Source organism: Streptomyces sp. SPB162 (assembly GCF_029504575.1).
In the GTDB taxonomy this organism is placed as follows: Bacteria; Actinomycetota; Actinomycetes; order Streptomycetales; family Streptomycetaceae; genus Actinacidiphila.
In genome coordinates this window covers 3,798,112-3,822,494 of record NZ_JAQFII010000001.1, presented here as the reverse complement: position 1 = coordinate 3,822,494, position 24,383 = coordinate 3,798,112, and the positions used below count along the sequence as shown (strand labels likewise).

General features: G+C 71.5%; 17 protein-coding genes, 1 tRNA gene, 1 other RNA gene and 2 pseudogenes. 12 read left to right on the top strand and 9 right to left on the bottom strand.

Going from position 1 to position 24,383, the window contains the following annotated elements; genetic code table 11:
• Window positions 1-51 precede the first annotated feature (51 nt).
• Together M2266_RS17395 and dacB are read left to right on the top strand one after the other, a co-directional pair.
• Entirely contained in the window at window positions 52-2,739 is a 2,688-nt protein-coding gene (locus M2266_RS17395) for a SpoIIE family protein phosphatase (RefSeq protein WP_277439013.1), read from the top strand.
• Between the two features lie 198 nt (window positions 2,740-2,937).
• Complete coding sequence (dacB, locus tag M2266_RS17390; RefSeq protein WP_277439012.1) at window positions 2,938-4,539, top strand: D-alanyl-D-alanine carboxypeptidase/D-alanyl-D-alanine-endopeptidase; 1,602 nt, start codon at window positions 2,938-2,940, stop codon at window positions 4,537-4,539.
• A 72-nt stretch (window positions 4,540-4,611) separates the two neighbouring features.
• Here dacB and M2266_RS17385 read toward each other — a convergent pair whose 3' ends face one another.
• The 8 genes from M2266_RS17385 to M2266_RS17350 form a co-directional block, all read right to left on the bottom strand.
• The gene (locus M2266_RS17385) at window positions 4,612-5,016 is read right to left on the bottom strand and encodes a hypothetical protein (protein WP_277439011.1); all 405 of its coding nucleotides are present in this window, start codon (window positions 5,014-5,016) and stop codon (window positions 4,612-4,614) included.
• On the bottom strand, window positions 5,009-5,845 hold the full coding sequence (locus M2266_RS17380; protein ID WP_277439010.1) for a heavy metal-binding domain-containing protein: 837 nt from the start codon (window positions 5,843-5,845) through the stop codon (window positions 5,009-5,011). Before M2266_RS17380 ends, M2266_RS17385 begins: the two co-directional genes overlap by 8 nt.
• A 1-nt stretch (window position 5,846) precedes the next feature.
• The gene (locus M2266_RS17375) at window positions 5,847-6,443 is read right to left on the bottom strand and encodes a heavy metal-binding domain-containing protein (protein ID WP_277439009.1); all 597 of its coding nucleotides are present in this window, start codon (window positions 6,441-6,443) and stop codon (window positions 5,847-5,849) included.
• A gap of 319 nt (window positions 6,444-6,762) precedes the next feature.
• Window positions 6,763-7,722, bottom strand: coding sequence for a hypothetical protein (locus M2266_RS17370; RefSeq protein ID WP_277439008.1), 960 nt, complete (start codon window positions 7,720-7,722; stop codon window positions 6,763-6,765).
• Window positions 7,723-7,762: 40 nt separating this feature from the next.
• Window positions 7,763-8,866, bottom strand: coding sequence for an NlpC/P60 family protein (locus M2266_RS17365; protein ID WP_277439007.1), 1,104 nt, complete (start codon window positions 8,864-8,866; stop codon window positions 7,763-7,765).
• 25 nt (window positions 8,867-8,891) lie between these two features.
• Window positions 8,892-9,374, bottom strand: coding sequence for a poly-gamma-glutamate biosynthesis protein PgsC/CapC (locus M2266_RS17360; protein ID WP_138352320.1), 483 nt, complete (start codon window positions 9,372-9,374; stop codon window positions 8,892-8,894).
• Window positions 9,371-10,606, bottom strand: coding sequence for a poly-gamma-glutamate synthase PgsB (gene pgsB, locus M2266_RS17355; protein ID WP_277439006.1), 1,236 nt, complete (start codon window positions 10,604-10,606; stop codon window positions 9,371-9,373). The genes M2266_RS17360 and pgsB overlap by 4 nt, the downstream gene beginning before the upstream one ends.
• 72 nt (window positions 10,607-10,678) lie before the next feature.
• On the bottom strand, window positions 10,679-12,892 hold the full coding sequence (locus tag M2266_RS17350) for a HAMP domain-containing protein (RefSeq protein ID WP_277439005.1): 2,214 nt from the start codon (window positions 12,890-12,892) through the stop codon (window positions 10,679-10,681).
• Window positions 12,893-14,786: 1,894 nt separating this feature from the next.
• On the opposite strand from M2266_RS17350, the pseudogene M2266_RS17345 reads away from it, so the two are divergent.
• The 8 genes and pseudogenes from M2266_RS17345 to M2266_RS17310 form a co-directional block, all read left to right on the top strand.
• Window positions 14,787-15,896: pseudogene (locus M2266_RS17345) on the top strand (ATP-binding SpoIIE family protein phosphatase); the annotation flags it as partial.
• 159 nt (window positions 15,897-16,055) lie between these two features.
• Window positions 16,056-16,517 carry a hypothetical protein gene (locus M2266_RS17340; protein WP_277439004.1) on the top strand — a complete coding sequence of 154 codons (462 nt, stop codon included), beginning with the start codon at window positions 16,056-16,058 and terminating at the stop codon, window positions 16,515-16,517.
• Window positions 16,518-16,631: 114 nt separating this feature from the next.
• On the top strand, window positions 16,632-17,309 hold the full coding sequence (locus M2266_RS17335; protein ID WP_277439003.1) for a response regulator transcription factor: 678 nt from the start codon (window positions 16,632-16,634) through the stop codon (window positions 17,307-17,309).
• A 1-nt stretch (window position 17,310) separates the two neighbouring features.
• Window positions 17,311-18,804, top strand: coding sequence for a HAMP domain-containing sensor histidine kinase (locus M2266_RS17330; protein ID WP_277439002.1), 1,494 nt, complete (start codon window positions 17,311-17,313; stop codon window positions 18,802-18,804).
• Between the two features lie 134 nt (window positions 18,805-18,938).
• The gene (locus M2266_RS17325; protein WP_277439001.1) at window positions 18,939-19,901 is read left to right on the top strand and encodes an ABC transporter ATP-binding protein; all 963 of its coding nucleotides are present in this window, start codon (window positions 18,939-18,941) and stop codon (window positions 19,899-19,901) included.
• Entirely contained in the window at window positions 19,898-20,782 is an 885-nt protein-coding gene (locus tag M2266_RS17320; RefSeq protein WP_277439000.1) for an ABC transporter permease, read from the top strand. The genes M2266_RS17325 and M2266_RS17320 overlap by 4 nt, the downstream gene beginning before the upstream one ends.
• A gap of 3 nt (window positions 20,783-20,785) precedes the next feature.
• Window positions 20,786-21,244 (top strand): hypothetical protein, encoded by a 459-nt coding sequence (locus M2266_RS17315; RefSeq protein WP_277438999.1) that lies wholly within the window; start codon window positions 20,786-20,788, stop codon window positions 21,242-21,244.
• A 187-nt stretch (window positions 21,245-21,431) separates the two neighbouring features.
• Window positions 21,432-21,650, top strand: a pseudogene (locus tag M2266_RS17310) (site-specific integrase); the annotation flags it as partial.
• A 115-nt stretch (window positions 21,651-21,765) separates the two neighbouring features.
• On the opposite strand, the gene M2266_RS17305 reads toward M2266_RS17310, so the two are convergent.
• A tRNA-Ser gene (locus tag M2266_RS17305) sits at window positions 21,766-21,850 on the bottom strand.
• A 72-nt stretch (window positions 21,851-21,922) separates the two neighbouring features.
• On the opposite strand from M2266_RS17305, the gene ffs reads away from it, so the two are divergent.
• Together ffs and M2266_RS17295 are read left to right on the top strand one after the other, a co-directional pair.
• Window positions 21,923-22,019: signal recognition particle sRNA small type (gene ffs / locus M2266_RS17300), an RNA gene on the top strand.
• A 47-nt stretch (window positions 22,020-22,066) separates the two neighbouring features.
• On the top strand, window positions 22,067-24,304 hold the full coding sequence (locus tag M2266_RS17295; protein WP_277438998.1) for a DNA polymerase III subunit gamma and tau: 2,238 nt from the start codon (window positions 22,067-22,069) through the stop codon (window positions 24,302-24,304).
• The last annotated feature ends 79 nt before the right edge of the window (window positions 24,305-24,383 follow it).

The window sequence follows — 24,383 nt, the reverse complement described above, 5'->3', positions numbered from 1 at the left end:
TACAGAGAAGACATGCGCCAGGGTGTGCCGGCGGACCCGCGAGGGACGCAAGTGACCGGCAGTACCGCGGCGGCGCGCACCGGGATCGGTCCCGATCGCGTTCGCCGTTTTCGACGCGGCCCCGATCCGTCCGATGAGTCCGATCCGGCGCGGCCCGCCCGGCAGGCGGCACCCCCGCAGATCCCCGTGGACGGCGTCCTGCGGGCCCGGGCGCCCGCCGCGAACCAGGAGCGGGACGATCTGCTCGCGGCGGCCGTGCGGAGGGTGCTCCGGGACACCGACGCCTACAGCTGCCTGGTGTACCTGCGCTCCCGCGACCGCCGCTCGCTCGTGCTGAGCACCGTCGCCGGCGTCCCGGTGTCGGCGCTGGGCGCGTTCCGCCGTGTCTCCGTGCGCAGCCCGCTGCCTGCCCCGATGGCCTACCGCACCGGGCGCAGCGTCTGCCTGTCGGGGACGGAGGAGACGCTGCGGCGCTTCCCCCAGCTGCTGGTGGGCCTGCCGTACTCGTTCGCCTCCGTCTGCGCGCCGATCGTCTCCGGGTCGGAGACCTTCGGGGTGCTGTGCGGGCTGTGGACGCCCTCCTCCACCGGGCTGCCGACGAGCGCCCGCCGGCACCTGCGGACCGCCGCCAACCGGCTGGGGGGCCTGCTGGCGGAGCTGGCGGCCGGGGGAGAGCGGGTGGAGGGCGGCGGGCACACGGCGGTGGTCGAGCTGCCCACCGCGCCGGGCACGGCGATCCGGCTCGGGCTGTTCGACTGGGACCTCACCGCCGGCACCGTCTCCGCCGACGACGAGCTGTGCGCGATCCTCGGCTGGGCCCCCGACCGGTTCGACGGCAAGACCGAGACCGTGGCCACCCGGCTCCACCCCGACGACCTACCGGGCTTCTGTTCGGCCGCCCGCGGCGCCCTGCTGGAGGGGCGCGTCCTCGCCATGCGGCTGCGGGTGACGACCGGCAACCGGTCGCGATCCGTCGAGGTGCGGGGCCGGGCGGCCGAGGCGGCGCCCGGCCGAACCCCTGACCACCTGGTGGGCACCGTCCTGGACACCGGTACCGGAGTCGCCGCCGCCGAGGCCGTCGAGCGGCTGCGGCAAGGCATCATCTCGCTCGATCCCGACGGCCGGATCACGTACGCGAACCTCGGCGCCGAGCTGCTGCTGGGCGCCCATCGAGAGGAGATGCTCGGGCGGCACCTGTGGGACTGCCTCGGCTGGCTCTCCGACCCCGCCTACGAGGACCGCCACCGCGCGGCGATGATCTCCCGGCAGTCCACCGCGTACCTCGCCTGCCGCCCGCCCGACCGGTGGCTGGCCTTCGCCTTCTACCCCGACGCGCACGGGGTCACCGGCACCGTGGTCCCGGCCGGCAGGCCGCCCGCGCGCAACGGGAGCGGGCCGGTGCCGACAGCGACCGGGACGAAGCCCCCGCCCACGACGGCCCCGCCCACCCCGCCCACCACGGCCTCCGGGACGACCCCGCCCGCGCCCACCCCGCCCGCGGCCTTCGAGCCGCCGACGCCCGCGCGGCGCGCCGGCGTCGGGGCCATCTACCGCCTGCTGCAACTGGCCAGCACGCTGACCCAGGCCGTCACCGTCCGCGAGGTGTGCAACGCCATCGCGGAGCAGATACTGCCGGCCTTCGGCGGCCAGGAGCTGGCGATCTACGTCGTCGCCGGGAATCGGCTGAACCTCGCCCACCAGGTGGGCTACCCCGAGGCGTTCCTGGACAGTTTCGAGGGCACGCCGATGGGGGCCAGGCTGCCCGGGGTGGACACGCTGAGCACCGGCGCGCCGATCTTCTTCGCGTCCGTCGACGAGCTGGCCGACGCCTACCCCGACCTGCCGCTGGACGAGATGTGCGCCTGGGCCTTCCTCCCGCTGATCGCCTCCGGCCGCCCCGTCGGCAGCTGCATCCTGGGCTTCGACGAGCCGCACCCGTTCACGACCGAGGAACGCAGCGTGCTGACCGCGCTGGGCGGCCTGATAGCCCAGGCGCTGGAGCGCGCCCGCCTGTACGACACCGAGTTCGCCCTCGCCCGCGGCCTCCAGAACGCACTGCTGCCCCACCGGCTGCCCGACGTGCCGGGCGTCTCCATCGCGGCCCGCTACCTGCCGGGGACGCAGAGCATGGAGATCGGCGGGGACTGGTACGACGCGATCGTCACCGCGCAGGGACTGTGCCTGGTCATCGGCGACGTCGAGGGGCACAGCGTGGCGGCCGCCGCCACCATGGGACAGCTCCGCAGCGCGGTGCGGGCCTTCGCCACCAGCGGCTGCGAGCCGAACGAAGTGCTGGTGCGCACCAACCGGCTGCTGGCCGACCTCGACCCCGGTCTGCTCGCCAGCTGCTGTCTGATCCAGCTGGACAGGACCGCGGGGCGGGCCCGCATCGCGCGCGCCGGCCACCTCCCGCCCCTGCTGCGGTACGCCGACGGCCACACCGACGTGCTGGAGTGCCCGGGCGGCGCCCTGCTCGGCGTCGATCCGCTCTCGGAGTACCCGGTCAGCGAACTGCTGCCGCCGCCGGGGTCGGTGCTCGCCCTGTACACCGACGGCCTGGTCGAGGAGTCGGGGACACCGATCGACGAGGGCATCGACCGGCTGCGGGTCTCGCTCGCCCACGCCGACGCGAGTTCGCTGGAGGAACTCGCCGACCGGCTGCTGGGCGACGCCCGCCGTTCGACACACCGCGCGGACGACGTGGCGCTGCTGCTCACCGCGTTCGCGGCGGAGCGTTGACGCCGCCGCTGCCGGATAGTCGCACGAGCGGGGACTTCGCGCACGATGACCGTCCATGCGGGTGAACGGGCTCGCCGGGACGTTCGCCGCCGGGTCTCGGCGCGGTATGCCTCCCCGTGCTGAATGACCATGCTGATCGACCCCACTGAGGGGTCGTCAGTCGTCGGCTGGTGCGCCGGCCCTGCACTGGAGGGTTCATTGAGATCGATTCCGCGAGGCCGCCGTACCTGGGCCGGCATCGTCACCACGGTGCTGGCCATGGTCGCGACGGCGGGGGCCGCGGCTCCGCCCGGGCACCACGACGACCTCGGGCCGGAGATCGCGGCGATCATGCACAAGCCGGCCTATGAGCACGCCCAGTGGGGCTGGCTCGAGGTCGACGGCTCGACCGGACACGTCGTCCACTCGCGGTACCCGGACCAGTTCTTCATCCCCGGCTCGACGGCCAAGCTGATCAGCGTGTCGGGCGCCTGGCACGCGCTGGGCGGCGACCACCGCTTCACCACTCCCGTGCAGGCCGTCGGCCACCGGGCCGGCGGCGTCCTGGAGGGCTCGCTGGCGCTGGTCGCGCAGGGCGACCTCACGATGGGCGGCCGTACGAAGCCCGACGGCTCCGTCGACTACACGCCGATCGACCACACCTACGCGAACGACGTCCCGGGCGCCACGCTCACTCCCGAGGACCCGCTCGCGGGAATCGACACGATCGCCCACCAGGTGCGCCGGTCGGGCATCACCAAGGTCCAGGGCGACGTGGCGATCGACTCCCGGCTCTTCAGCGCCGCCTCGGCCCCCGAACTGGACCCAAGCCCGACCCCGCTCATCATCAACGACAACGTCATCGACCTGCTGACCACGCCCACCTCCCCCGGCAGCCCGGCCGAGCTCAGCTGGCGGCCCCAGGTCGCGCCCTACCGGGTGACGTCGACCGTGAAGACGGTCCCGGCGGGCGGCACGACGGACATCGCGGTCACCACCTCGCCGGACGGCACCCGCATCGCCCTGTCCGGGACGATCGCGGCCGGCGCCCAGCCCGTGCTGCGGATCTCCCAGGTCAAGGACCCGGACGCGTTCGGGCGCACGGCCCTGATCGAGGCACTCGCCAGGGCGGGCGTGACGGTCACCGCACGGCCGACCGGACGCAACCCGTCGGGTCTGCTGCCGCGTTCCTACGACGGTACGCGGCGCGTCGCCGCGTACGTGTCCCCGGTGTTCGCCGAGTACGCGAAGCTGATCTTCAAGGTCAGTCACAACCTCGGGGCGAACCTCGCGATCTGCCTGATGGCCGTCACGGCGGGCAGCCACCAGTGCGCGGACGGCTTCCCCGTCCTCCGCGACTTCCTGCGCACGGCCGGCATCGACCCGACGCAGGTCCAACTGCTCGACGGCCGCGGCGGCAACCCGAACGACCGCGTCACGCCGCGGGTGGAGGACGAGATCCTGCACTACTGGCAGACGACCCCCGAGGCCGACCGCTTCCGCGAGGCGCTGCCGATCATGGGCGTGGACGGCTCGCTGGCCTGGGTCTGCGACGGGTCCCGCACCTGCCCGGGCAAGGGCAAGGTGTGGGCCAAGACCGGCACCGTGGTCGGAGGCGACGCCGTCAACGATCGACTGGCCGTCGGCGGCCTCTCCATCGGCGGCTACCTCGCCGCGGGCCACGGCCGGCTGAACACCTTCTACCTGGTCGTGAACGGCGCCTCCACCCCGGACATCAACGGGGTCATCGACCTGGGCAATGACCTGGCCCGCATCGCGGGCCTCCTGCAAGAGCAGGCGGAGGCCAGAAGCCGCTCGTGACTCTTGCGCCGGCCGGAAGCCCAGCCGGTGGCCCGGACCTCGACCAGGTCCGGGCTACCGGCCGTCGCACCGTCACTTCAGAAAGCGCTCGACCGCGTCGCGGGCACGGGCGCTCGAGGCCGCGGCGTCGGCCAGGGACCGGGCCAGGGCGTCGATCCACTCGTCCAGGCCCACCGGGCGCCGTGAGAGCACGATGCCGCGTACCTCCTTGCGGATCTCCGCGACCAGCGAGTCCCGGTCCCGCCGCAGCGAGAGCAGACGCTCTCCCAGCGCGACGTCCAGCTCGGTGACCGAACCCGGCCGCCCGGCCATCCGGTCCGCGACGGAGCGCTTGCGCCTGACCCGCACCGCGCCGGGCGGCAGCGAGTCCACCAGGGTCACCGACAGCACTTCGGCGTAGAGGTCCAGGTCCGCGCTGTCCCGGCGCAGCGCCGCGGCGAGCAGCTGCACCTCCCTCTCGGGTTCCGCCTCAGTCATCGAGGCCCAGCACCATGGTCGGCCGGTCGATGACGTGGTCGTCCCGCAGCGGTCGCACCGCCGTCCCGATCGCGAAGAACTCGGTGGTGTGCGCCCCCCAGGTGTGCGAGTGCTGCCGCAACTGAACCGCCACGACCCCCTCGGCGTCGAGCTCCTCCGCCTCCGCCTGCATGCGGCTCATCGCGAGCTCGCGTGCGTCGTAGAGCGCCTGGGTGAACGGTTCGATCTCGACGTTGCGGCCCGAATTGCTGAGCACCTGGGCGAAGCGCTGGTGCGCCACGTGGTAGACGCACGACCCCATGACCATGTCCAGCGGCGCGTATCCGGCCCGGACCAGTGTCCAGAAATCCTGGCCGGACAGGTCCGAAGTGAACGGCTTGCCCTTGTTGTTGCGCCAGCTCCCGCCGGGCCCCGGGTCCGCGCCGTCCGCCTTCACCGCCGTGCCGACGGCGATGAACTCGGCGACGTCCGAGCCGAACTCCTTGAACTCGATGTCCAGCCGCACCCCCACGATCCCGTCCGCCCCCAACGCGGACGCCTCCGCCTCCATGCGGCTCATCGCCAGTTCGCGCGCGTGGTACATCGCCTGCGACAGCTTGGTCAGCTCCTGGTTCTTCGACCACCGGCCGAGCTGGATGCCGACGTGGTAGACCGAGGAGCCGAGGACCAGACCGAGCGGACGGAAGCCGGCCTCGCGCACCAGCAGGAACTCGTTCACCGTCAGGTCCGACGTGAAGACGGCGGCCTTCTCCCCGGGCTGGGGCTGCGCGAGCCGCCGCATGGCGTCCTCCGGCACCCCGGCCGAGTGCAGGCTGGATGGTTCAGTCATGTCAGCGCTCCCGATCCAGTCTCATGATGGTCAGTGGCTTGGGCACGGCGGGCCGCTTCGCGCGGCCGAACCGGGCGATCGAGGTGCCGACGAGGACCGCCTCCGCGACGTGGTCCTGCGTGTTCCCGTAGGTGACGCACTCGCTGTCCCACACCCGCAGCTCCATGTCGTCCACGACCACCCCGTCGCCGCCGTGCACCACCGCCTCCCGTGCCAGCTGCGTCCTGGCGTCGTGGCGGACGTGGTTGATCAGCCGGGTGTAGCCGTCGACCTCCTGGTTCCCGGCGGTCCAGCGGACCCGGCGCGAGGTGCGCCAGTCGTCGTGCCGGGACGCGATGGAGATGCCGAAGGCCAGCCCGGTGGGCACCCACCCGGCGTGCACGAGCTTGGCGAAGTCCTGGCCTTTCAGATGCGACGTGAAGGGCTGCCGCGGCCGGATGCGCGACCGGGCCCGGACCGCGGTGCCCAGCGCGGTGAACTCCAGACCCCCCGCCGGGAACCCGCCGACCCGCAGCGTGACCCCGACGATCCCGTCGCCGCCCAGCGCACGGCACTCGGCCACCGCTCGGGCGAGCGCCAGCCGGCGCGCCGCGTACATCGCCCTCACCAACGGCGAGAACGCCGCCCGCGCCGGACCACCGCCCGACCACGCCCCCGGACAACCCCAAGCGCCGCCGTACCCGATGGTGAAGACAGCGGTCCCGAGCACCGCCCCCACAGGCTCGAACCCAACCCCCTCAACCGCCGCGAACTCCCCAGCCGAAAGCGTCGACCCCCAACTACCGCGTGTCATCAGCTCTGCGCCGTCAACCTCTCGCGACCCACCCAGCGGACCAAGCCATAGCCCCGGCAGCGTACGACACCCCCACACCCCACGACACGACCTCCCCGGGTCCCCCACCGATCCCGACCGCGAACTACCTGTTCCAGCGCTCGACCACGTCGGCCAGCGCCCCGGCGACGCGGGCGCGGGCCGCCTCGTCGTCGCGGACGCCGCGGCTGTTCTCGATGTGCAGGAACGGGACGCCGTGCTCGACGGCGGCGGCGCTCTGGACGTTGGTGGTGCCTTCGAGACGGCCGCACGACTGCTCCCAGACCCGGCACACGCGCTCTCCCGCCGCGGCGATCAGGTCGGCGGCGCGCCGCACGTCGGGGCCGGGGGCGGCGGCGCCCGGCGAGACGACGACATCGTGGCCCGGGGAGCTCTCGTCGGCGAATCCGTGCACCTGGACGGCGGGCAGTCCGCGCGCGACGAGCAGGTCACAGACCGCGTTGAAGGCGCTGTCGCGGCGGTGCGCGACATCGGCGGCATTGCCCCGGCCGACATCGCGCGGCGCGCCCGCGAGGACCAGGACGCCGCCCGGCACGCGTTCGAACAGGTCCGCGCCGATCAGTTCGCTGCGCAGGTCGGAGCGGGGATGGGGAACCTGGACGCTCCAGCGGGCCGGGCGGCTGAGATCGACGTAGACCCGTCCCCAGCCCTGTTCCGTGACCGATTCCTCGGACACCTCGGCGACCTGGCGGTTCGATCCCGTCAGGCGCAGGACGCGCACGGTGAAACCGATGTTCGACAGTTCCTCGCGTGCCGCGGCCGTCCTGCCGTTCAGGACGAGTTCGACGCCCCGGCTCAGGTGGGCGCGCTCGGCCGGATCGGGAGTGCGGTAGCCGTCGGTCCCGGAGAAGCCCGCGACGAACGAGCCGACCCGGTCGACCAGATCGACCGGTGGCGGGCTCGTGTTGGTGCGGACCGGTGACGGGGCTCCGTGCGGACGGGGGAGGACGACGACGGCGAGGGCGATGGCGGTCATCGCCAGCAGCGCCAGGGCGGCCGGCAGGGCCGCGCGCCGGAGTGCTGGGCTCGGGTTCCCGAGGGGCATGTGGTCCCATCCTCCGCGGCGGGTGCGCGCCGCGGCGTCGTCAGATCCGCTTGGCGCTGCGCAGCCACTTGGCGTAGAAACCGTCGCCGTCCAACCGGGAATCGCCGCCCAGGTCGCCCAGGGTGGGCCCGTTGGCCTCCTTGCGGCTGGAGATGAACCGGGCGTGCCCGTCGGTGTCCAGGCCGAGGTAGATGGCCATGTGGTCCAGGCGGGTCCCGGTGCGCTTGTCCAGTTCGAAGAAGACGAGGTCGCCGGGTTGCAGGGCGTCGATGGTCGAAGGACGGGCGTAGTAGTACAGGGGGTTCGTGGTGTTGCCGGTCTTGACGAGGGGCAGGATCGGCAGCCCGGGCTTGCCGGTGGCGATGCCGTTGGCGGTGCGGGGCAGTCCGGCGCCGGTGGACTGGTCGGTGGCGTTCAGGAGGTAGCCGCTGCGGTAGCCGTAGACCATGCGGACGAAGCCGGAGCAGTCGAGGGAGCCGTATTTGCTCTTCTCGGGGGTCTCCCGCAGACCGTCCTTGAACGTGAAGCTCGCTCCGAGGTAGTCGTAGAAGTCGGACTGCTCCTTGCGCTGGTTCACCACGTCGACCGGGCCGAACTGGGAGTCCCCCCGGAAGCGCTGGCCCAGGGCGTTCTTCGCCGGCTTCGCGCCGTCGCCGTACTGCAGGGCGACCGCGAACACGTCCTCGGCCGTGCTGCCCAGGTACTTGTGGAACCAGGTGGTGAACCACTTCTGCTGTTCGGCGCCCTTGGTCCAGGCGCGCGGCAGCAACCGCACCCAGCTGTCGGTCACCACGGTCGCCTGGGTGGTCCGCGGCTCGGCGAAGGTACGGCTGGGACCGGTCAGGACGGCGGTGCGGGCGCCGTCGGTGAAGGTGGCCAGAACGTCGCCGTCCTTGTCCCGCGCCACGGTGCGCGCCGGGTGGGTCAAACGCAGGTACGTCACCCGGCCCGCCGCTGCCGGTGCGTCCGTGGCGCCGTCCGAGGCCGTGGGGTCGGCGCGCAGCGAGCCGAGCGCCGGCAGTCGCCCGGTGTCGGCGCGCTGCCGCATCTCCACCGTCAGCCAGCCGCTCGTGGCGAGCAGCGCGAGGAGGACGGTCGTGTTCAGGGCGGTGCGGCCCTTGCTGCGGCGCTTCTTCGGGCTCATCGGCATACTCCTGTCCGGGGAACGGTCACGCGCTGGGCAACAGACCGAGCAGCAGCCCGGACATCAGCACCACGTAGTTGGCGAGGGTGACGGTGGACACCGACAGCAAGGTGGCGCCCTTGGGCTGCCGTTCCAGCTGATAGGCGATGAGGCCCGGCACGATGAAGCCGAGCGTCTGGTTGGCGTACATCAACGGGAACTGCGTCTGCATGACCAGGTACACGCCGGCCTGGAGCACGACGCCGGTCAGGACCACCGCGGCGAACAGCCGCTTTCCGTAGAGGATCACGTTCCGCTGCAGGAGCCGGGTGCACAGGTAGGTCAGCAGCGTGATGCCGACGACCATGGCGGCGCGCTGGAGGTCTTCGATGAGGGTCAGCGCGAGCCAGCCCGGGGTGATCATGCCGCCCGGGGAGAGGTTGGTCGTCAGGTAGCAGACCAGCGAGAAGAGGAGCCCCAGCGCGATGCCGATGGCGGCGATCTCGGGGGTGAGGATGGTGGGGATCACTGGTGCTCTCCGTAGCCGTACGAGTCCGTCGCGGCCGTCGGGGTGGCCGGGGCGTCCGCGGGAAGTTCCGCCAGGTGTTCGAGCAGCAGCTCGCCCTGGCCGTGGATGTTGCCGATGGCGACCAGGGACGAGTCCGGGCCGAGCTCGGCCAGCAGTTCGCCGGTGAGGGCCGCCGGGTCGCGCCGGTCGCCGCCGAGATCGACGACGCGCCCCGACCAGCCGGCCGGGATGCCGTCACGGGCACTCTTGGTCGGGTGGCCGATGAGGAAGACGGTGTCGGGGTCCAGCTGCGGGATGATCGATCCCATCTGGCCGTTGCGCTCGACGCGGTCCGGACGGCAGTTGATCACGACGTGCAGGGGTCGGTGGATCGCGCCCAGTGACAGCAGCTGGTTCACGTTCATCAGCGTCGACTCGGGGTCGTTGGCGGCGAAGACGTTGGCGAAGCGCAGCCGCTTGCCGTCCGGCGTCGTGTAGCGCTCCACCGACAGCACGCCCGGGTCCGGCGGTGCGTCGTACATCCCCTGCAGGGCCACGTCCCGGTCGACGCCGAGCAGCTCGGCCACCTTCAGGGCGATCGCGACGTTCTCCTTGAACGTGAACCACGAGAATCCGCGCAGCTCCGCGTCGCTGACGGTCTCCGGCTCCACGAGGATCAGCTCGCAGTTCCGGTCGGCGGCCTCCTCCTGGAGGATGGGGAAGCGGTCGCGTTCGGCGGTGACGCAGATCCCGCCGACCGGCATGGAGCGCGACAGTGAGCGCGCCACGTCGTCCAGGGTCGGGCCCATCTCGGCGAGATGGTCCTCACGGACGTTGCACAGCACACCGATCGTCGAGCGGATCAGCTTGGTCTGGTTGACCTCTTGGAGCGCGGGCATGACGGCCATGCACTCGATGACCAGCGCGTCCGGCCGGTAGCTCGCGGCCCGGCGCACGATGCCGATCTGCTCCACCACGTTGGCGATCCCGAACTTGCGGTAGACCGGCTCCTCGGTCGCGTCCGGGTGGATGAAGCGGGCGGCGGTACCGGTGGTCTTGGCCACGGTCACCAGGCCACCGCCGCGCAGCGCGCCCGCGCACAGGCGGGTGATGGAGGACTTGCCGCGGATGCCGTTGACCAGCACCCGGGTGGGTATCTGGTCGAGGTTGACGAAGTGCCGCCGCTGCTCGACGACGCCGGCCACGAGCAGCACGGTGCAGCAGATCAGCAGGACGCAGTAGAGGAACAGCACAGGGTCTCGGTGTCTTCTCGGTGAGGTCGGTGTGCGGGACGGGCGGACGCCGGGCGTGCGTACGGCCGGACGCTAGGCGTGCGGTCTGCGCGCGTTGCGGCCGGCGTGGGCGGTCCGCGGGCGGGGGACGCGGGGGGCGGTGTGGCCCCGGTGCCGCTCCACGAGTTGCTGCCGGATCAGCTCCAGGCTGCGGACCACAGAGCCGACCTCGTCATGGTGTGCGGGGTACAGCACGGTCTTGCGGTCCCCGCCCGCGAGCGCTTCGGCGCTGTCGGCCAGGGCCCGCAGGGGCCGGACGATCACGATGTGCAGCCAGCCCAGACAGGTCGCCGCCGCCGCCAGCCCCAGCATTCCGGCCAGCATGGTGCGCCGCTGGGCCACGTACTCCGGCAGGTCCAGCCACCCGGCGGGCTGCTCGGAGACCACGTGCCAGGTCTTCAGAGCGTTGGCCTCGCCCCCGCCGGTGAGCGGCGCGGCGGCCGCCAGGGCGTGCTGGCCGTTGGTCAACAGCGCCCCGGAGGACTTGCTGGTGGCGGATTTCGCCAGGCTCTCCAGACGGCCCGAGTGCAGGCCCTGGAAGGCGCGGAACCCTTGGTTGGAGGCGACGATGCGGTCGTCGGCGTCGACCAGCCACACCTTGCCCAGCCCGGGCCGGTCCATGATGGCGCCCAGGTAGGGGATGTCGAACTCCCCGACGACGGTGCGTCGCGTCTTGCCCGCGACCGGCGCCCGCGCGGCGATGACCGGCTGGGTGAGGGTGTCGTCCACGAGGCCCACGCCGTGCTTCGTCCGCAGACCCGTCGGGGTGTGCGGGGAGTCGCCGGCCTGCGTCACGACCGCCCCGTTCTGGTCCACCACGTACAAGGAGCGGTAGCGGGCGTGCGCGGCCAGGGTGCTCACCAGGACGCTGTGCGCCTGTTCGGCGCTGGCTCCGTCCCCGACCACGGTCGCGATGGCGGCGACGTCCGCGTACCCCTCGTTGAGCCCTTCGCGGACCCGGTCCGCGGCGGTCTCGGTGCGCTGCCGCTGGTCGGTGACGAGCTGCTGCGGAATCACAGCCACCTGCTCGGCCCGGTTGAACAGGAAGAGCAACGGCGCGGCCCAGGACAGCAGTACGACGCCGCACACGATCAGGACGGTCCGGGTCCCGCCCAGACCCCTGCCCGTGCGCGCCCTGGGGGCGGGATGTGATGGCGCGCCGGTCAGCTCGCGGCGCATCGACTCCAGGGCGGCACCGATCCGGGCGGACTCGGCGAACCGGGGCGCGTCGACCGGCCGGGACAGCTCACCGCGGGCGAGCCGGCGCGCTTCGAGGTGCAGCCGCAGCAGCGGTCGCTGCAGCACGGCGTACAGCACCCAGGTGACCGCGGCGGCCAGGAACAGCAGCACACCGGCGGCGATGACGGCGAAGAGCCGGTGGTCGCGCGCCGCCCCGTCCTGCGGAACCTGCACCGTGGTGAGGACGCTGAGGCCGAGCCGCCCGGAGCTGGCGGCCTTCTGCTGTGCGCTCTTGCCGTTGGCGTCGATCCCGGAGGTGATGGAGGCGTACCCCGCCACGGTGCGGCGTCCGTTGGCCGTCTCCCCCAGCAGGCTCCCACTGGGGCTGTCGAACCCGCCGGAGGCCGCGGTCTCGGAGGGACGCTTGCCATGGGCGCTGCGGGCGGCGTCGACGGAGAGCTGGCGGGCGGCCTTGCCCCGGGCGTCCGGTCCGTTGGACGCGAGGATGGTGCCCGACGCGTCGAGGACGATGAGCGAGCGGCCGTCGCCGGTGGTGATGCTCGGCACGCTCAAGGTGTCCGAGGCGATCAGCAGCCGCTTCCCGGCCGGCTGGCTGAGCACCGCGAAGACCAGCAGCCGGGTCTCCCCGGACTTGGTGGTGACCAGACGCGGCGGCAGCCCCGCGGGCAGCGCTTTGACGTCGACGGTGGCCAGGGGGACGTTCTCGCCCCGGGAGGCCAACAGCGCCCCGCTGGACGGGTCCACCACCGCGGTGCCGCGCCACTTCTGGTAGACGGATCCGAGGGTGGAGAGCACCTCGTCCGGTGCGGCGGGCGTGGCGGCGTTCGCCAGTGCGGCGGCGCGCTGCAGGTCGCTGGTGGATTCGTCGAGCGAGGCGCGCAGCGCGGTCGCCCCGTCCTCGGCCACGTGCTGCTGCGAGGCCAGCACCGCCCGGGACACGCTGGAGGAATCCGTCCGGCCGAGGATCAGGGCGGTGGCCGCCGCCACCGACAGCAGGAGCACCAGCAGCGCGGCGACCGGCGGCCGGATCCCACCGAGCAGAGGCATGTCCGCCCGCCGCCTGATGCGGTGGCGACGGACCGGTGCGCGCGAAGCGCTGACCACAAGGGGCTCCTTCTGGGGGCGCGCTTCGCGCACAATCATGTGGACGGCATGCAGTTGGGCAAGCTGCGGCGGGTATGAGGTTCGACGTTGCAGTGTCCCGGACGAAACGGCGAATCTGATCACTTTTAAGTATCGAATGGCCAAAGAGTGCGACAACTCTGGTTAGAAATGTCTCAGTGTCGCCCCAGCGCCCGCTGAGATCCCACCGGGCGCCCACCCGCGAGCCCGCAGGCGCTCCGCTGCACGGGCTCCGCGCCCCCGCACCGGTTCGTGCGACGACGAGGCCGGGGCCTCACCACCTCTCCCCGCCCATGGCCCGTTGCGATCTCACGGGCGATTTCGTTGGTGGACGGGTGGCAAAGGGAATCCGGCTCCCGGTCTCACCTGAGCATCAAAAAGAGACCGGCCAGTGACGCCCCGAGGGTCATGGTGCCCGCGAAGGCGATGCCCCCTCGACAGATCGAGGCGGGCACCGTGTGTCCGTCCCAACGAGCGAGAGCCACCGCCGCGCCGGCTGCTCCCATGGCCAACAGGCTGATCACCAGCAGAGTGACGAGAAGTAGTCCAGCGTGAGTGAGGTGCACGAGCAGTCTCCGATCCCGGTTCCCGCGGCGGGCTTCCGCTCGGGTGAGTACACGATCCGGCTGCGCCGTGCCTGATAGGACCGGTTGGATGTTGTTCGGGCGACAACGGCGGGTTGTCGCGGAACTATTCGGTGGGGGTAGCGGTGGGAGAGGGACAGAATCGCCCGGGACGTCCCTGGTCGGCGCCCAAAGGTGCCAGCGTCGAAGCCAACGCATTGGTGCGCATGATGCGAGGGTGGATCGATGAAGCCGGGTTGAGTGTCCGCGAGGTCCAAGGCCGCCTGACCCTTGAACATTTCGAGAGCAGGACGGTGCCGGACCTCCGCCGCTTACGTATCCAGTTGTCAGGTGAATGCCTGAGCTGGGATCTGGTGGAGGCCATCGCGGATGTGTGCTTCCCGGACGAGTCGGGAGAGCAGGGACTCGCACGAGTGCGCACCGCGCGAGCCTTCTGGGATAAGGCCGACACGGCCCCGACTTCCGTCGATTCGGACGGGCGCCCGGTTGTTTCGCCCCGTGAACTCATTGAGGAGAAGGAACGCACGATCCAGGTCTATCGGGACCTTGTCCGGGCGCGCCAGGCATACGACGCGAGCGAGCAGGGGCGTCAGCAGGCTCTCAGGATCGCTTCGATGTTGTTCCTCGTACTGGGCCAGTCGCAGGCCAAAGTCGCGGAGTTGTCGCGCCGTGTGGACGCACTCACGGGCGTCGGCGTGTCCTCGGGTGACCCGGCGCGGGTATTTCGTCCGCAGCTTGAACGTGCACGTGGCCAAGAGGTGCGCCTCAGCGTCCAACTGGAACGCGCTGTCAGGCAACGTGACGAAGCCCACCGCATTGCCGATCTCGCTGCCCGTCGTGTCCAGACGCTGGAGGCGTATCTGCTGGATGCCGGACAAAGGCCGCCGGGCAGCGATGCCGAAGTCCTTCCTGCCGCCCCCTCCGACCTCGTGGCTCACGAAGGGCTGGGTGGTGATCGTGCGCTTGATCAGATCGACGAGATCCTGGCACAGGCGGACGATGCCCTGGATCGCGAACAGGAGGCCGTGCAGGACGCCGCGGATGAACTGGGTCTCGCCTCGGACCGCGATGCTTCCGCCCGGGTTCACATCGCGGGAGACGTCCACCGGGGGTTGTTCCGGACAACCCTGAACAACTCCTACGGGCAGCGAAGCAGGATGGCCGAGGGGCGCGATCCCCACTCCGACGAGATCGTCGCGGAACTGCGTGAGCGGCTCGCGCTCGTCGAGAGTGACCAGCGGTCGACCGCTGTCACTCTCCAGCGCTCTCTCCTTCCGCAGGACCTCGAGCAGTCCGACGACCTGCGCATCGCCGCCATCTACCAGCCCGGCCGCAGTGGAGCCAGAGTCGGTGGCGACTGGTACGACGTCATCGCCTTGGGAGCCTGCCGTACGGCCTTCGTCATCGGCGACGTGATGGGAGGTGGAGTCCACGCGGCCGCGGCCATGGGTCAGCTGCGTGCCGCTGTCCGGGCGTACGCCCGCCTGGACCTGCCGCCGCACGAGGTCCTCCAGCTCCTCGACGGACTGGCCGCCGAGATCGTCGCCGGACAGATCGCCACCTGTGTGTACGCGGTCCATGACCCGAACGAGGAACAGCTTGTCTACGCGTCCGCCGGGCACCTACCCGTCCTGGTGCGCTACGCGGGCGGCACGGTCCGCCGGGCCCTCGAACCCGCCGGTCCGCCCTTGGGGACCGGCGGCTGGCTGTACTCCTCGGGCACCATCGCGCTGGGCTCCGGTTCCACGGCCGTCCTCTACACGGACGGCCTGGTCGGTTGGCGGGGCAATGACATCGACGAAGGCGTGGCCACCCTGGAACGCGCTCTCTCCCGTGCTCAGGGCACCCCGGCCGCCGTCTGCGACCTGCTGATGCGTGCCCTGGGGGCGGAGGAGCATCACGATGACGACGTCGCTGTGATGGTCCTCCAGCAGCCCGCCCGCACGGGGTTGGATGCGCAGCTTTTCCACAACGCCGCGCTGGAGCTCCTCGGCGGCTTCGAGGCGGCCCCGAGCGCCCGAGCCTTCGCCCGGAGCGTCCTGACCTCCTGGCACCTCCCGGTCGAGCAGGTTGACCTCGGCGTGCTGGCCGCGAGCGAGCTCGTCGCGAACGCCCTCCAGCACGGCTCCCCACCCATGAGGCTCCGGCTGCGCCGAACCGATCGCCGCCTGATCGTGGAGGTGACCGACGGGGACGACCACCTGCCACGCCGCCACCACGCCGGGCCGACCGACGATTCCGGCCGCGGTATCGCGGTCATCGCGACTATCGGTTCGGCCTGGGGCTCGCGTCGCACCCCTGGCGGCGGCAAGGCCGTCTGGTGTGAGCTGCCCCTGCATGCTTGAACAGGGCAGCCCGGTCATGAGGTCGCCCGTGCGGATGGTGGACGCGCTTCTCGAACTGCGTTGGCGGTAATCGGGGTTCGAGTCGTCGCCGGCATCGCCGACGGCAGGGCACTGTGAGCGGATTCACGCCGAGTGGTTCCGGCCACCGCTTCCCTCGAGGTGAACACGCTCGGCTCGGCGTACTCCACGGTGACGCCGACCCGGCTCCTGGACACGCGCAACGGCACCGGTGCCGCCAAGCACACGGTGGTACCGAACTCGATCGTGAAGCTGCGGGTCGAGGGCGCCGGACCGGTGCCATCGAGCGGCGTGACCGCGGTGGTGCTGAACCTGACGGCCGTCACCGTCGCGGGAGCCGGTTTCGTCACGGCGTACCCCAGCGACGGCGGCCCTGCGGTGCCCGGCGCCTCAAGCCTCAGCTACGTCCCGGGTCAGGCCGTCGCGAACCTCGTCACCGTGCCCGTAGGGCGTGACGGATACATCTACCTCGCCGACAAGGGCGGCACGATCAACCTGATCGCGGATGTGAGCGGCTACTCCTCGCGGACGGCTCCCGACCTTTACCAGCCCGTCATGCCGCGGCGCCTCGGCACGTGCGAACCGGCACGGCCTCTTCATTAGAATGCTCGTCGGCTGCCGACCCGGGTCGGGCGGATGACGCGCCACGACGGATGGCCTTGCGGCGGGTCCCGTCCGCCCGCGGGATGCCGTCGTGCGGGACGGGAGGGGAAAACGGTGCGCGTTCTCGTCGTGGAAGACGAACGGCGTCTGGCCGACCTGCTCGCCCGCGGTTTGCGCGAGGCCGGGCACATCGTCGACGTATGCCTCACCGGCACCGACGGGCTGCAGGCGGCGCTGAGCGGCGACTACGACAGTGTGGTGCTGGACGTGATGCTGCCCGGTCTGGACGGCATCGCCGTGTGCCAGGCGATACGCCGCCGGGGCCGCACCCTGCCGGTGCTGATGCTCACCGCTCGCGGCGGCGTGCCGGATCGCGTCGCCGGCCTGGACGCGGGAGCCGACGACTACCTGCCGAAGCCGTTCTCCTTCGATGAACTGCTCGCCCGGCTGCGAGCGCTGCACCGTCGGGCGGCCGACGCCACCGCCGCCGGTCTGCACGCCGGCGACCTGGTCCTCGACCCCGCCCGGCGCCGGGTCTTCCGCGGCGCGACAGAAGTGGTCCTCTCGGCCCGGGAATTCGACGTCCTGGCCTTGCTTCTCAGCCGGGCCGGCCGCTGCGTCACCCGCTACGAGATCCTCAGCGAGGTGTGGGACGGCGAGACCGACCTGCGCTCCAACGTCATCGACGTCTATATCGCCACGCTGCGCGCCAAGGTCGACAAACCCTTCGGACGGCACGCCATCGAGACGCTGCGCGGCGCCGGCTACCGCCTCCAGCCCGACGGCGGCTGACGTGCCCACCGCGACGGCCGCACCGCGCTATCGCCGGTGGCTCCGGTCCCGCCGGGCACCCCTCCCGCCCTCCTGGGGCCGCCTCCCGCTGCGGATCCGGCTGGTGGCGGGCTTCTCCGTGACGATCCTGCTGGTGCTCAGCGCAGCTGGAGCGTTCGTGTACCTGCGCGTGCAGTACGCGCTGGACCTGCGCCTGAACGAAGACCTGAGCGAGCAGGCGCAGCAGGTGGCCGGCAACATCTCGCCGCTCCACGAAACGGCAGTCGGCACGGCGGCCGTCCACTCCTCCTTCCAGGTCCTCGATACCGGCAACCGGGTCCTGGCCCACGGTCCCGGCGTGCCCGGCACGTCGCTACTGCGCCCGCAGGAGCTGGCCTCGGCGCTCGTACGGCCCCAACGACGGGATCGTGGCGCGCTGCTTCCGATCAGTGCCAGGCCGCTGCGCCTGTACGCGGAGCCGCTGGCAGCGGGAACCCGGCCGCCGGCCGGCCGGCCTGCCGTGGTGGTGGTCGCGGCGCGCCGGGACCAGCGCGACGAGGCGCTGCGTGAACTCATCGGCCAACTGGCGCTGGCCGACCTCGCCACCCTCGTCATTGCGTCGCTGGTCGGTTATCGGCTGGCCCGCGCCGCGCTGCTGCCTGTGGAGCGCTACCGGGTGGAGGCCGCCCGGATTGCCGATGGCGCCACCGGAGTGCGCCTGGCCGTGGCGGACACCACGCACGACGAGGTCGCCCGCCTCGGACGCACTCTCAACGACATGCTCGCCGCGCTGGAAGCTGCGGTGGAACGTGAACGGCGGTTCGTCAACGACGCGAGCCACGAACTGCTCACCCCGCTGACCTTGCTGTCCACCGAGCTGGAGCTCGCGCTACGCCGGCCACGGACCGCACAGGAGATGCAGCAGGCGCTGCTGGCAGCGGCCTCGGACACCGCCGGACTCATCGCGCTGGCGGATACGTTGCTCAGCGTCGGTGTCCAGACCGTCGCGGACCACGACGCGGCTGTGATCGATCTCGGCCGGCTCGTGGACGGCCTCGTCGACCGCTACCGCGCCTCCGCCTGCCACCGGGACGCAGCGATACTCACCGACACCGCGCCCGGGCTGACCGTACGCGGGGATCCGGTCCGGTTGGGACAGGTCCTCACCAACCTCCTGGACAACGCCCTGCGCCACGGCGCCGGATCCGTCACCGTCATCACGTATGGGGAGCACGCCTGGGCCCTGCTCACGGTGCACGACAACGGCCCGGGCATGGACCCACGGTTCCTGCCGCAGGCCACCGAACGCTTCAGCCGCGCAGACGCGGCCCGCACCTCACCGGGCTCCGGGCTGGGCCTGTCCCTGGTCGACACCATCGTGCGCGCGCACCACGGCGAACTGCGCATCTACTCCGGCACAGCACACCACCACGGCGCCGGGCATCGCGCGCCGGTCTGCCGCCATCCGGACTCGGGCAGCACAGTCACCGCGCTCCTGCCGATCGCGACCACCTGACCCCGAGCGCGGGCTCGCTGAGCCCCGGAAACGGTCGATGTATCCGGGCGCCACCGCACGCCCCATACGTCCCCCCGGCCCCAACCCAACCGGACTTCATCGCGCTTTCATGTGTGATCTCTAGCGTCCGGCGCATGAGCGAAGTACTGGCGGTCGATGCCGCCGACCTCACCAAAACCTACGGGGCCCTGACCGCCCTGGACCGGATCAGTATCCAAGTCGCCCAGGGCGAGGTCTACGGAATCCTCGGCCCCAACGGCGCCGGCAAGACGACGTTCCTGCGCATGCTGTTCGGGCTTCTGCGCCCCGACAGCGGCACCCTGGAAGTCTTCGGCCGCTCCTGGCAGTCACACGGCATCGGGGTGCTGGAGGGAGTAGCCGGGTTCATCGAGAGCCCCAGGTTCTACCCCGGCCTGACCGGCCGCAAGAACCTGCAACTCCTCGCCGGTCTCGACGGCGGAGCCACAGCCGCCCGCGTCGACGAGGTCCTCGACGCCGTGGACCTCACCGAACGGCAGGGCAGCAAGGTCAGCGGCTACTCCTTCGGCATGCGCCAACGCCTCGGCGTCGCCGCCTCCCTGCTGCGCAACCCCAGCCTGCTCGTCCTGGACGAACCCGCCAACGGCCTGGACCCGGCAGGCATCCGCGATATGCGTGCCCTGGTCAAACGCCTCGCCTCCAGCGGCCTGACCGTGTTGCTCAGCAGCCACGACATGGGCGAGGTCGAGCACATCTGCGACGACGTCACCATCATGCGCACCGGATCGGTCGTCTACCACGGCTCGATCACCGCCCTGCGGGAACAGGCACCGGCCCAGGCGCACCGCATCACGACCACCGACGCCGACGCGGCGGAGGAACTCACCCGCGCCAGGGGCCTGGACGTCACCCGTACCGACAACACCCTCGCGGTACGCGGACCGCAGGACCGCATCGACGCCCTTCTCGCCGACATCATCGGCGCGGGCATAGCCCTGCGCGGCCTGAGCCTGGACGAAACCCCGCTGGAAGCGCTGTTCTTCATGCTCACCGAACCCGCCCCCGACGCAGTCACTGTCGACGTCGACACCCCGGCCACCAGCGGAGCGCACCAGTGAACGCACCCACCACGACCGCGTCCCGCGTCCCGCCGGCGGTCCCCGACGTATCGGCTCCGGCCCGGCGGCCCGGCACCGCCACCGTCCTGCGCTGGGAGATCACCAAACTCGCCGCCCAGGCCCGAAGCCGCTACACCCTGCTGGCCTGCGTCCTCGCGCCCATCGCGATCGTACTGATCTTCAACGGCCAGCAGACGACCCCCAGTGACACGATCTACGGCCGGCAGATCCACACCAGCGGCTACGCGATGCCGCTGTTCCTGCTCGCCTTCGCCTCTCAGTGGATCTTCCCTGTGCTCGCCTCCCTGGTCGCCGGAGACATCTTCGCCAACGAGGACCAGCACGGCACCTGGAAGACGATCCTGACCCGCTCCGTCAGCCGCAGCCAGATCTTCTGGGCCAAGACCGTCACCGCGATCCTGTTCACCGTCGCCGTGGTGATCGTGCTCGCCACCACCACCATCATCGCCGGCATGCTGCTCATCGGCACCCAGCCCCTGACCGGCCTGAGCGGTCAGGTCATCGCGCCCGGCGCCGCACTGCAACTGGTCATCGTCAGCTGGGCGACCGCCCTGCCACCCCTGATCGGCTTCACGGCGCTGGCCATCCTGCTGTCCGTCGTCACCCGCAACCCCTCCGCCGGGGTCGCCGCCCCCGTCGTCCTGGGACTGGTCATGGGGCTGCTCGGCACCATCGGCGGAATCGACCTGACCCGCAGGTTCCTGCTGACCACCGGCCTGGACTCCTGGCACGGCCTGCTCACCGCACACCCCTTCTACGCCCCCCTGACCTTCGGCCTGGCCGTCAGCGCCGCGTGGACCATCGGGTGCCTGGCCTTCGCCTACTTCTCACTGCGCCGTCGCGACATCACCGGAGGCTGACCCATGAACCCCACCCGCCTGGTGAAGCTCGGTCTCAGCCTCGCCGTCGCCGCCGCAGCCATCGCCGCCACGACCGCCGCTGGAAGCCCCGATGTCACCAAGACCCGCGTCGAACAGGCCCTGGCCCCCACGTTCGCCAACCTCTACGTCCAGCAATCCCACATCCTCGGCATCCCCGGCATCACCGTCGCCGGGATCGACGCCTCCGCCACATGCGACCGCGGCGGCCCGAAAGTCGCCGACGTCGGCTCCGGCGCCGACTGGATCTGCAAGATCACCTTCCACGACGCCCACCATCAGGTCCAGACCGGCAAGTTCGAACTCCAGATCAAGGCCGACTCCACCTACGTCGCCGGCGGCCCCTCAAAACTCATCGGCCTGGCCACCATCACCGACAAGACCGGCCAGGACGTCCCCAACCCCGCCTTCGAATTCGACGGCGCCCTCAACCCCAACGGCTAGCATCCGGCCCTCGGCCCGACCCTGAGGGTCGTCCTCGCTATCTCACTCCCGCTTCGGCTTCGCCCAGTTGGCAGCGTCGAGAGTGTCGTGGGCGTACCGGTCCCAGGCGTGGGGTGCGGTGGTGCGGAGTTTGGTGGTGAAGGCACGGAGACATGGAGCATGCCGGCGACGCAGTCCTTGGCCGCCGGAGGCCGCCGGTCTGCGGGACGGCCGACTGCATGACGCCCGTCACACCGCGGGCACCAACCTGCTGATCCTCGGAGTCTCCGACACCGTCGCGGACGCGATCATGGGCGGGGAACCCGGCCAGTCCGCCCGCATGCGCCGTCACTACCAGCACCTGATCGCCCGCGTCCTCAAGGACACGGCCGCCAAGGTCGGCGGCCTCCGCTGGCGGCCCGACCAGCAGCCTCCGGCGGCCCGATCCGGGCGACTGCAACCAACCCAACCGCAACCACGGAACGACGAAGGCCCCGACCGGCGAACCGGTCGGGGCCTTCGTCTGCCCTGGCGGGCGGGTGCGGAGGATACGAGATTCGAACTCGTGAGGGGTTGCCCCCAACACGCTTTCCAAGCGTGCGCCCTAGGCCACTAGGCGAATCCTCCGCGACGAACACTACAAGACTCGGAGGGGTGCTCGCGAACTCGTAAGTGGGTGATCCGATCGGGTACGCTGTGTGCAGCCCCTCACGTGGCGCTATCTCGCTGAACTCCCCCAGGGCCGGAAGGCAGCAAGGGTAGGTGGGCTCTGGCGGGTGCGTGAGGGGTCTTTGCGTTTTCCGGGGGCGTCGGATGTCAGTGGGCCCCCATATCCTCGTAGGCGTGTCCCTCGCTCTGTACCGCCGCTATCGTCCCGAGTCCTTCGCCGAGGTCATCGGGCAGGAGCACGTAACCGACCCGTTGCAGCAGGCGCTGCGCAACAACCGGGTCAATCACGCGTACCTGTTCAGTGGGCCTCGCGGCTGCGGGAAGACGACGAGCGCGCGCATCCTGGCGCGGTGTCTGAACTGTGTGCAGGGGCCGACGCCGACGCCGTGCGGGGAGTGCCAGTCGTGCCAGGACCTGGCGCGGAACGGGCCGGGGTCCATCGACGTGATCGAGATCGACGCGGCGTCGCACGGTGGTGTGGACGATGCGCGTGATCTGCGGGAGAAGGCGTTCTTCGGGCCGGCGGGCAGCCGGTACAAGATCTACATCATCGACGAGGCACACATGGTCACCCCGCAGGGCTTCAACGCCCTGCTGAAGGTGGTCGAGGAGCCCCCGGAGCATCTGAAGTTCATCTTCGCGACGACCGAGCCCGAGAAGGTCATCGGCACGATCCGGTCGCGTACCCACCACTACCCCTTCCGTCTGGTGCCGCCCGGCACGCTGCGGGACTACCTCGCCGAGGTCTGCGCCCGGGAGGACATTCCGGTCGAGGACGGCGTGTATCCGCTGGTGGTGCGGTCGGGCGCGGGTTCGGTGCGGGACTCGATGTCCGTGATGGACCAGCTGCTGGCGGGCGCCGGCGCCGACGGTGTGACGTACGCCATGGCGACGGCGCTGCTCGGCTACACCGACGCGGCGCTGCTCGACGAGGTGGTGGACGCGTTCGCCTCGGGTGACGGGGCGGCGGTCTTCGAGATGGTCGACCGCGTCATCGAGGGCGGCCACGATCCGCGCCGCTTCGTCGCGGACCTGCTGGAGCGGCTGCGCGACCTCGTGATCATCGCGGCCGTCCCGGACGCGGTGGACAAGGGGCTCATCGACGCCCCGAGTGACGTGGTCGAGCGGATGCGGGCCCAGACGTCCGTCTTCGGCGCGGCCGAGCTGAGCCGTGCGGCGGACCTGGTCAACACCGGGCTGACGGAGATGCGCGGCGCCACGTCGCCGCGGCTCCAGCTGGAGCTGATCTGCGCCCGGGTGTTGCTGCCCGCGGCGTACGCCGACGAGCGCTCCGTGCAGGCCCGGCTCGACAAGCTGGAGCGGCGGGGCTTCGCCCCCGGCGCCCCCCAGGCTTCCCAGGCCCCTCAGGTGCCGGATTTCGCCTACCAGCCCGCGCGCGCCGACCACGCCCCCGGTAACCCAGGGGGCGCGGCCTCCGTCCGTGCGGCCGTGGGCGGTGGTGGTGGCGCAGGTGGACGTCCGGCTCCGGCCGCTCAGCAGGCGCCCGCCCCGGAACCGCACGAACCCGCTCCCGCTCCTGTTCCGGCTCCTTCGGACGGTGGCGCCCGGCAGCGGCCTGGCGCCTGGCCGACCACGGCCGCTCCGAGCGCTCCGCCGGCCGAGTCCGTCGCGCCCGCCGAGGCCGCCCGCCCCGGCGCCTGGCCGACGTCCGCCCCGTCCGCCCCGGCCACTCCGGCCGCCCCCGCCGCCAGGACCGCGCCGCCCGCCGGACCCGCCGGGCCCGGCGCCCCAGCCGCGTCCGGGTTCGCCGGGGACTCGACGCGCGTCCGGCAGATGTGGCCGGACATTCTGGAGGCGGTCAAGAACCGCCGCCGGCTGACGTGGATGCTCCTGCTGAACAACGCGCAGGTCGCGGGCTTCGACGGACAGACGCTGCAGCTCGGATTCGACAATCCGGGGGCGCGCAACAGCTTCGCCAACAGCGGCAGCGAGGACGTCCTCAAGCAGGCGATCGTCGACGCGCTCGGGGTGGAGTGGCGGATCGAGGCCATCGTGGACCCGTCCGGAGGCGGAACCCCGAGCGGGGGAGCGTCCGGCGGCCCTGGTGGCGGTTTCGGCGGAGGCAGTGGTGGAAGCGGGGGCGGTGGATCCCGTCCGGCCGCCCCACCCGCACCTTCCGTCTCGTACGACCCGGCCCCACCGGCGCAGCCCGCTCCGTCCGCGCCCCAGGGCGGGCCCGTCCAGCAGGCGGCTCCTCAGGCCGCGCCCCAGCCGGCCCCGGGCCGGCCCCAGGGCCCGCCGCCGTTGATGTCGGACGAGACGCCGCCGCCCCTGGAGGACGACATTCCGGAGGACGACGACGTGGATCTGGTCGAATCCCCGCTGTCCGGATACGAGCTGTTCGTGCGCGAAATGGGTGCGACAGTGATCGCGGAGATTCCGAACGACTGATGTCACGCGGTGTTCCGCGGCACGTCGTCCGATCCTCCGTACGGCGTAGGGCGCTGGGCCGTCCGAGCACGTAGGCTCG

What these genes read in the sequence shown, in the direction of transcription:
- M2266_RS17380 (WP_277439010.1), bottom strand. Translation starts at nt 5,845, where the DNA reads ATGACTGAACCATCCAGCCTGCACTCGGCCGGGGTGCCGGAGGACGCC.
- M2266_RS17365 (WP_277439007.1), bottom strand. Translation starts at nt 8,866, where the DNA reads ATGAGCCCGAAGAAGCGCCGCAGCAAGGGCCGCACCGCCCTGAACACG.
- M2266_RS17350 (WP_277439005.1), bottom strand. Translation starts at nt 12,892, where the DNA reads ATGCCTCTGCTCGGTGGGATCCGGCCGCCGGTCGCCGCGCTGCTGGTG.
- M2266_RS17385 (WP_277439011.1), bottom strand. Translation starts at nt 5,016, where the DNA reads ATGACTGAGGCGGAACCCGAGAGGGAGGTGCAGCTGCTCGCCGCGGCG.
- M2266_RS17325 (WP_277439001.1), top strand. Translation starts at nt 18,939, where the DNA reads ATGAGCGAAGTACTGGCGGTCGATGCCGCCGACCTCACCAAAACCTAC.
- M2266_RS17375 (WP_277439009.1), bottom strand. Translation starts at nt 6,443, where the DNA reads ATGTACGCGGCGCGCCGGCTGGCGCTCGCCCGAGCGGTGGCCGAGTGC.
- M2266_RS17315 (WP_277438999.1), top strand. Translation starts at nt 20,786, where the DNA reads ATGAACCCCACCCGCCTGGTGAAGCTCGGTCTCAGCCTCGCCGTCGCC.
- M2266_RS17370 (WP_277439008.1), bottom strand. Translation starts at nt 7,722, where the DNA reads ATGCCCCTCGGGAACCCGAGCCCAGCACTCCGGCGCGCGGCCCTGCCG.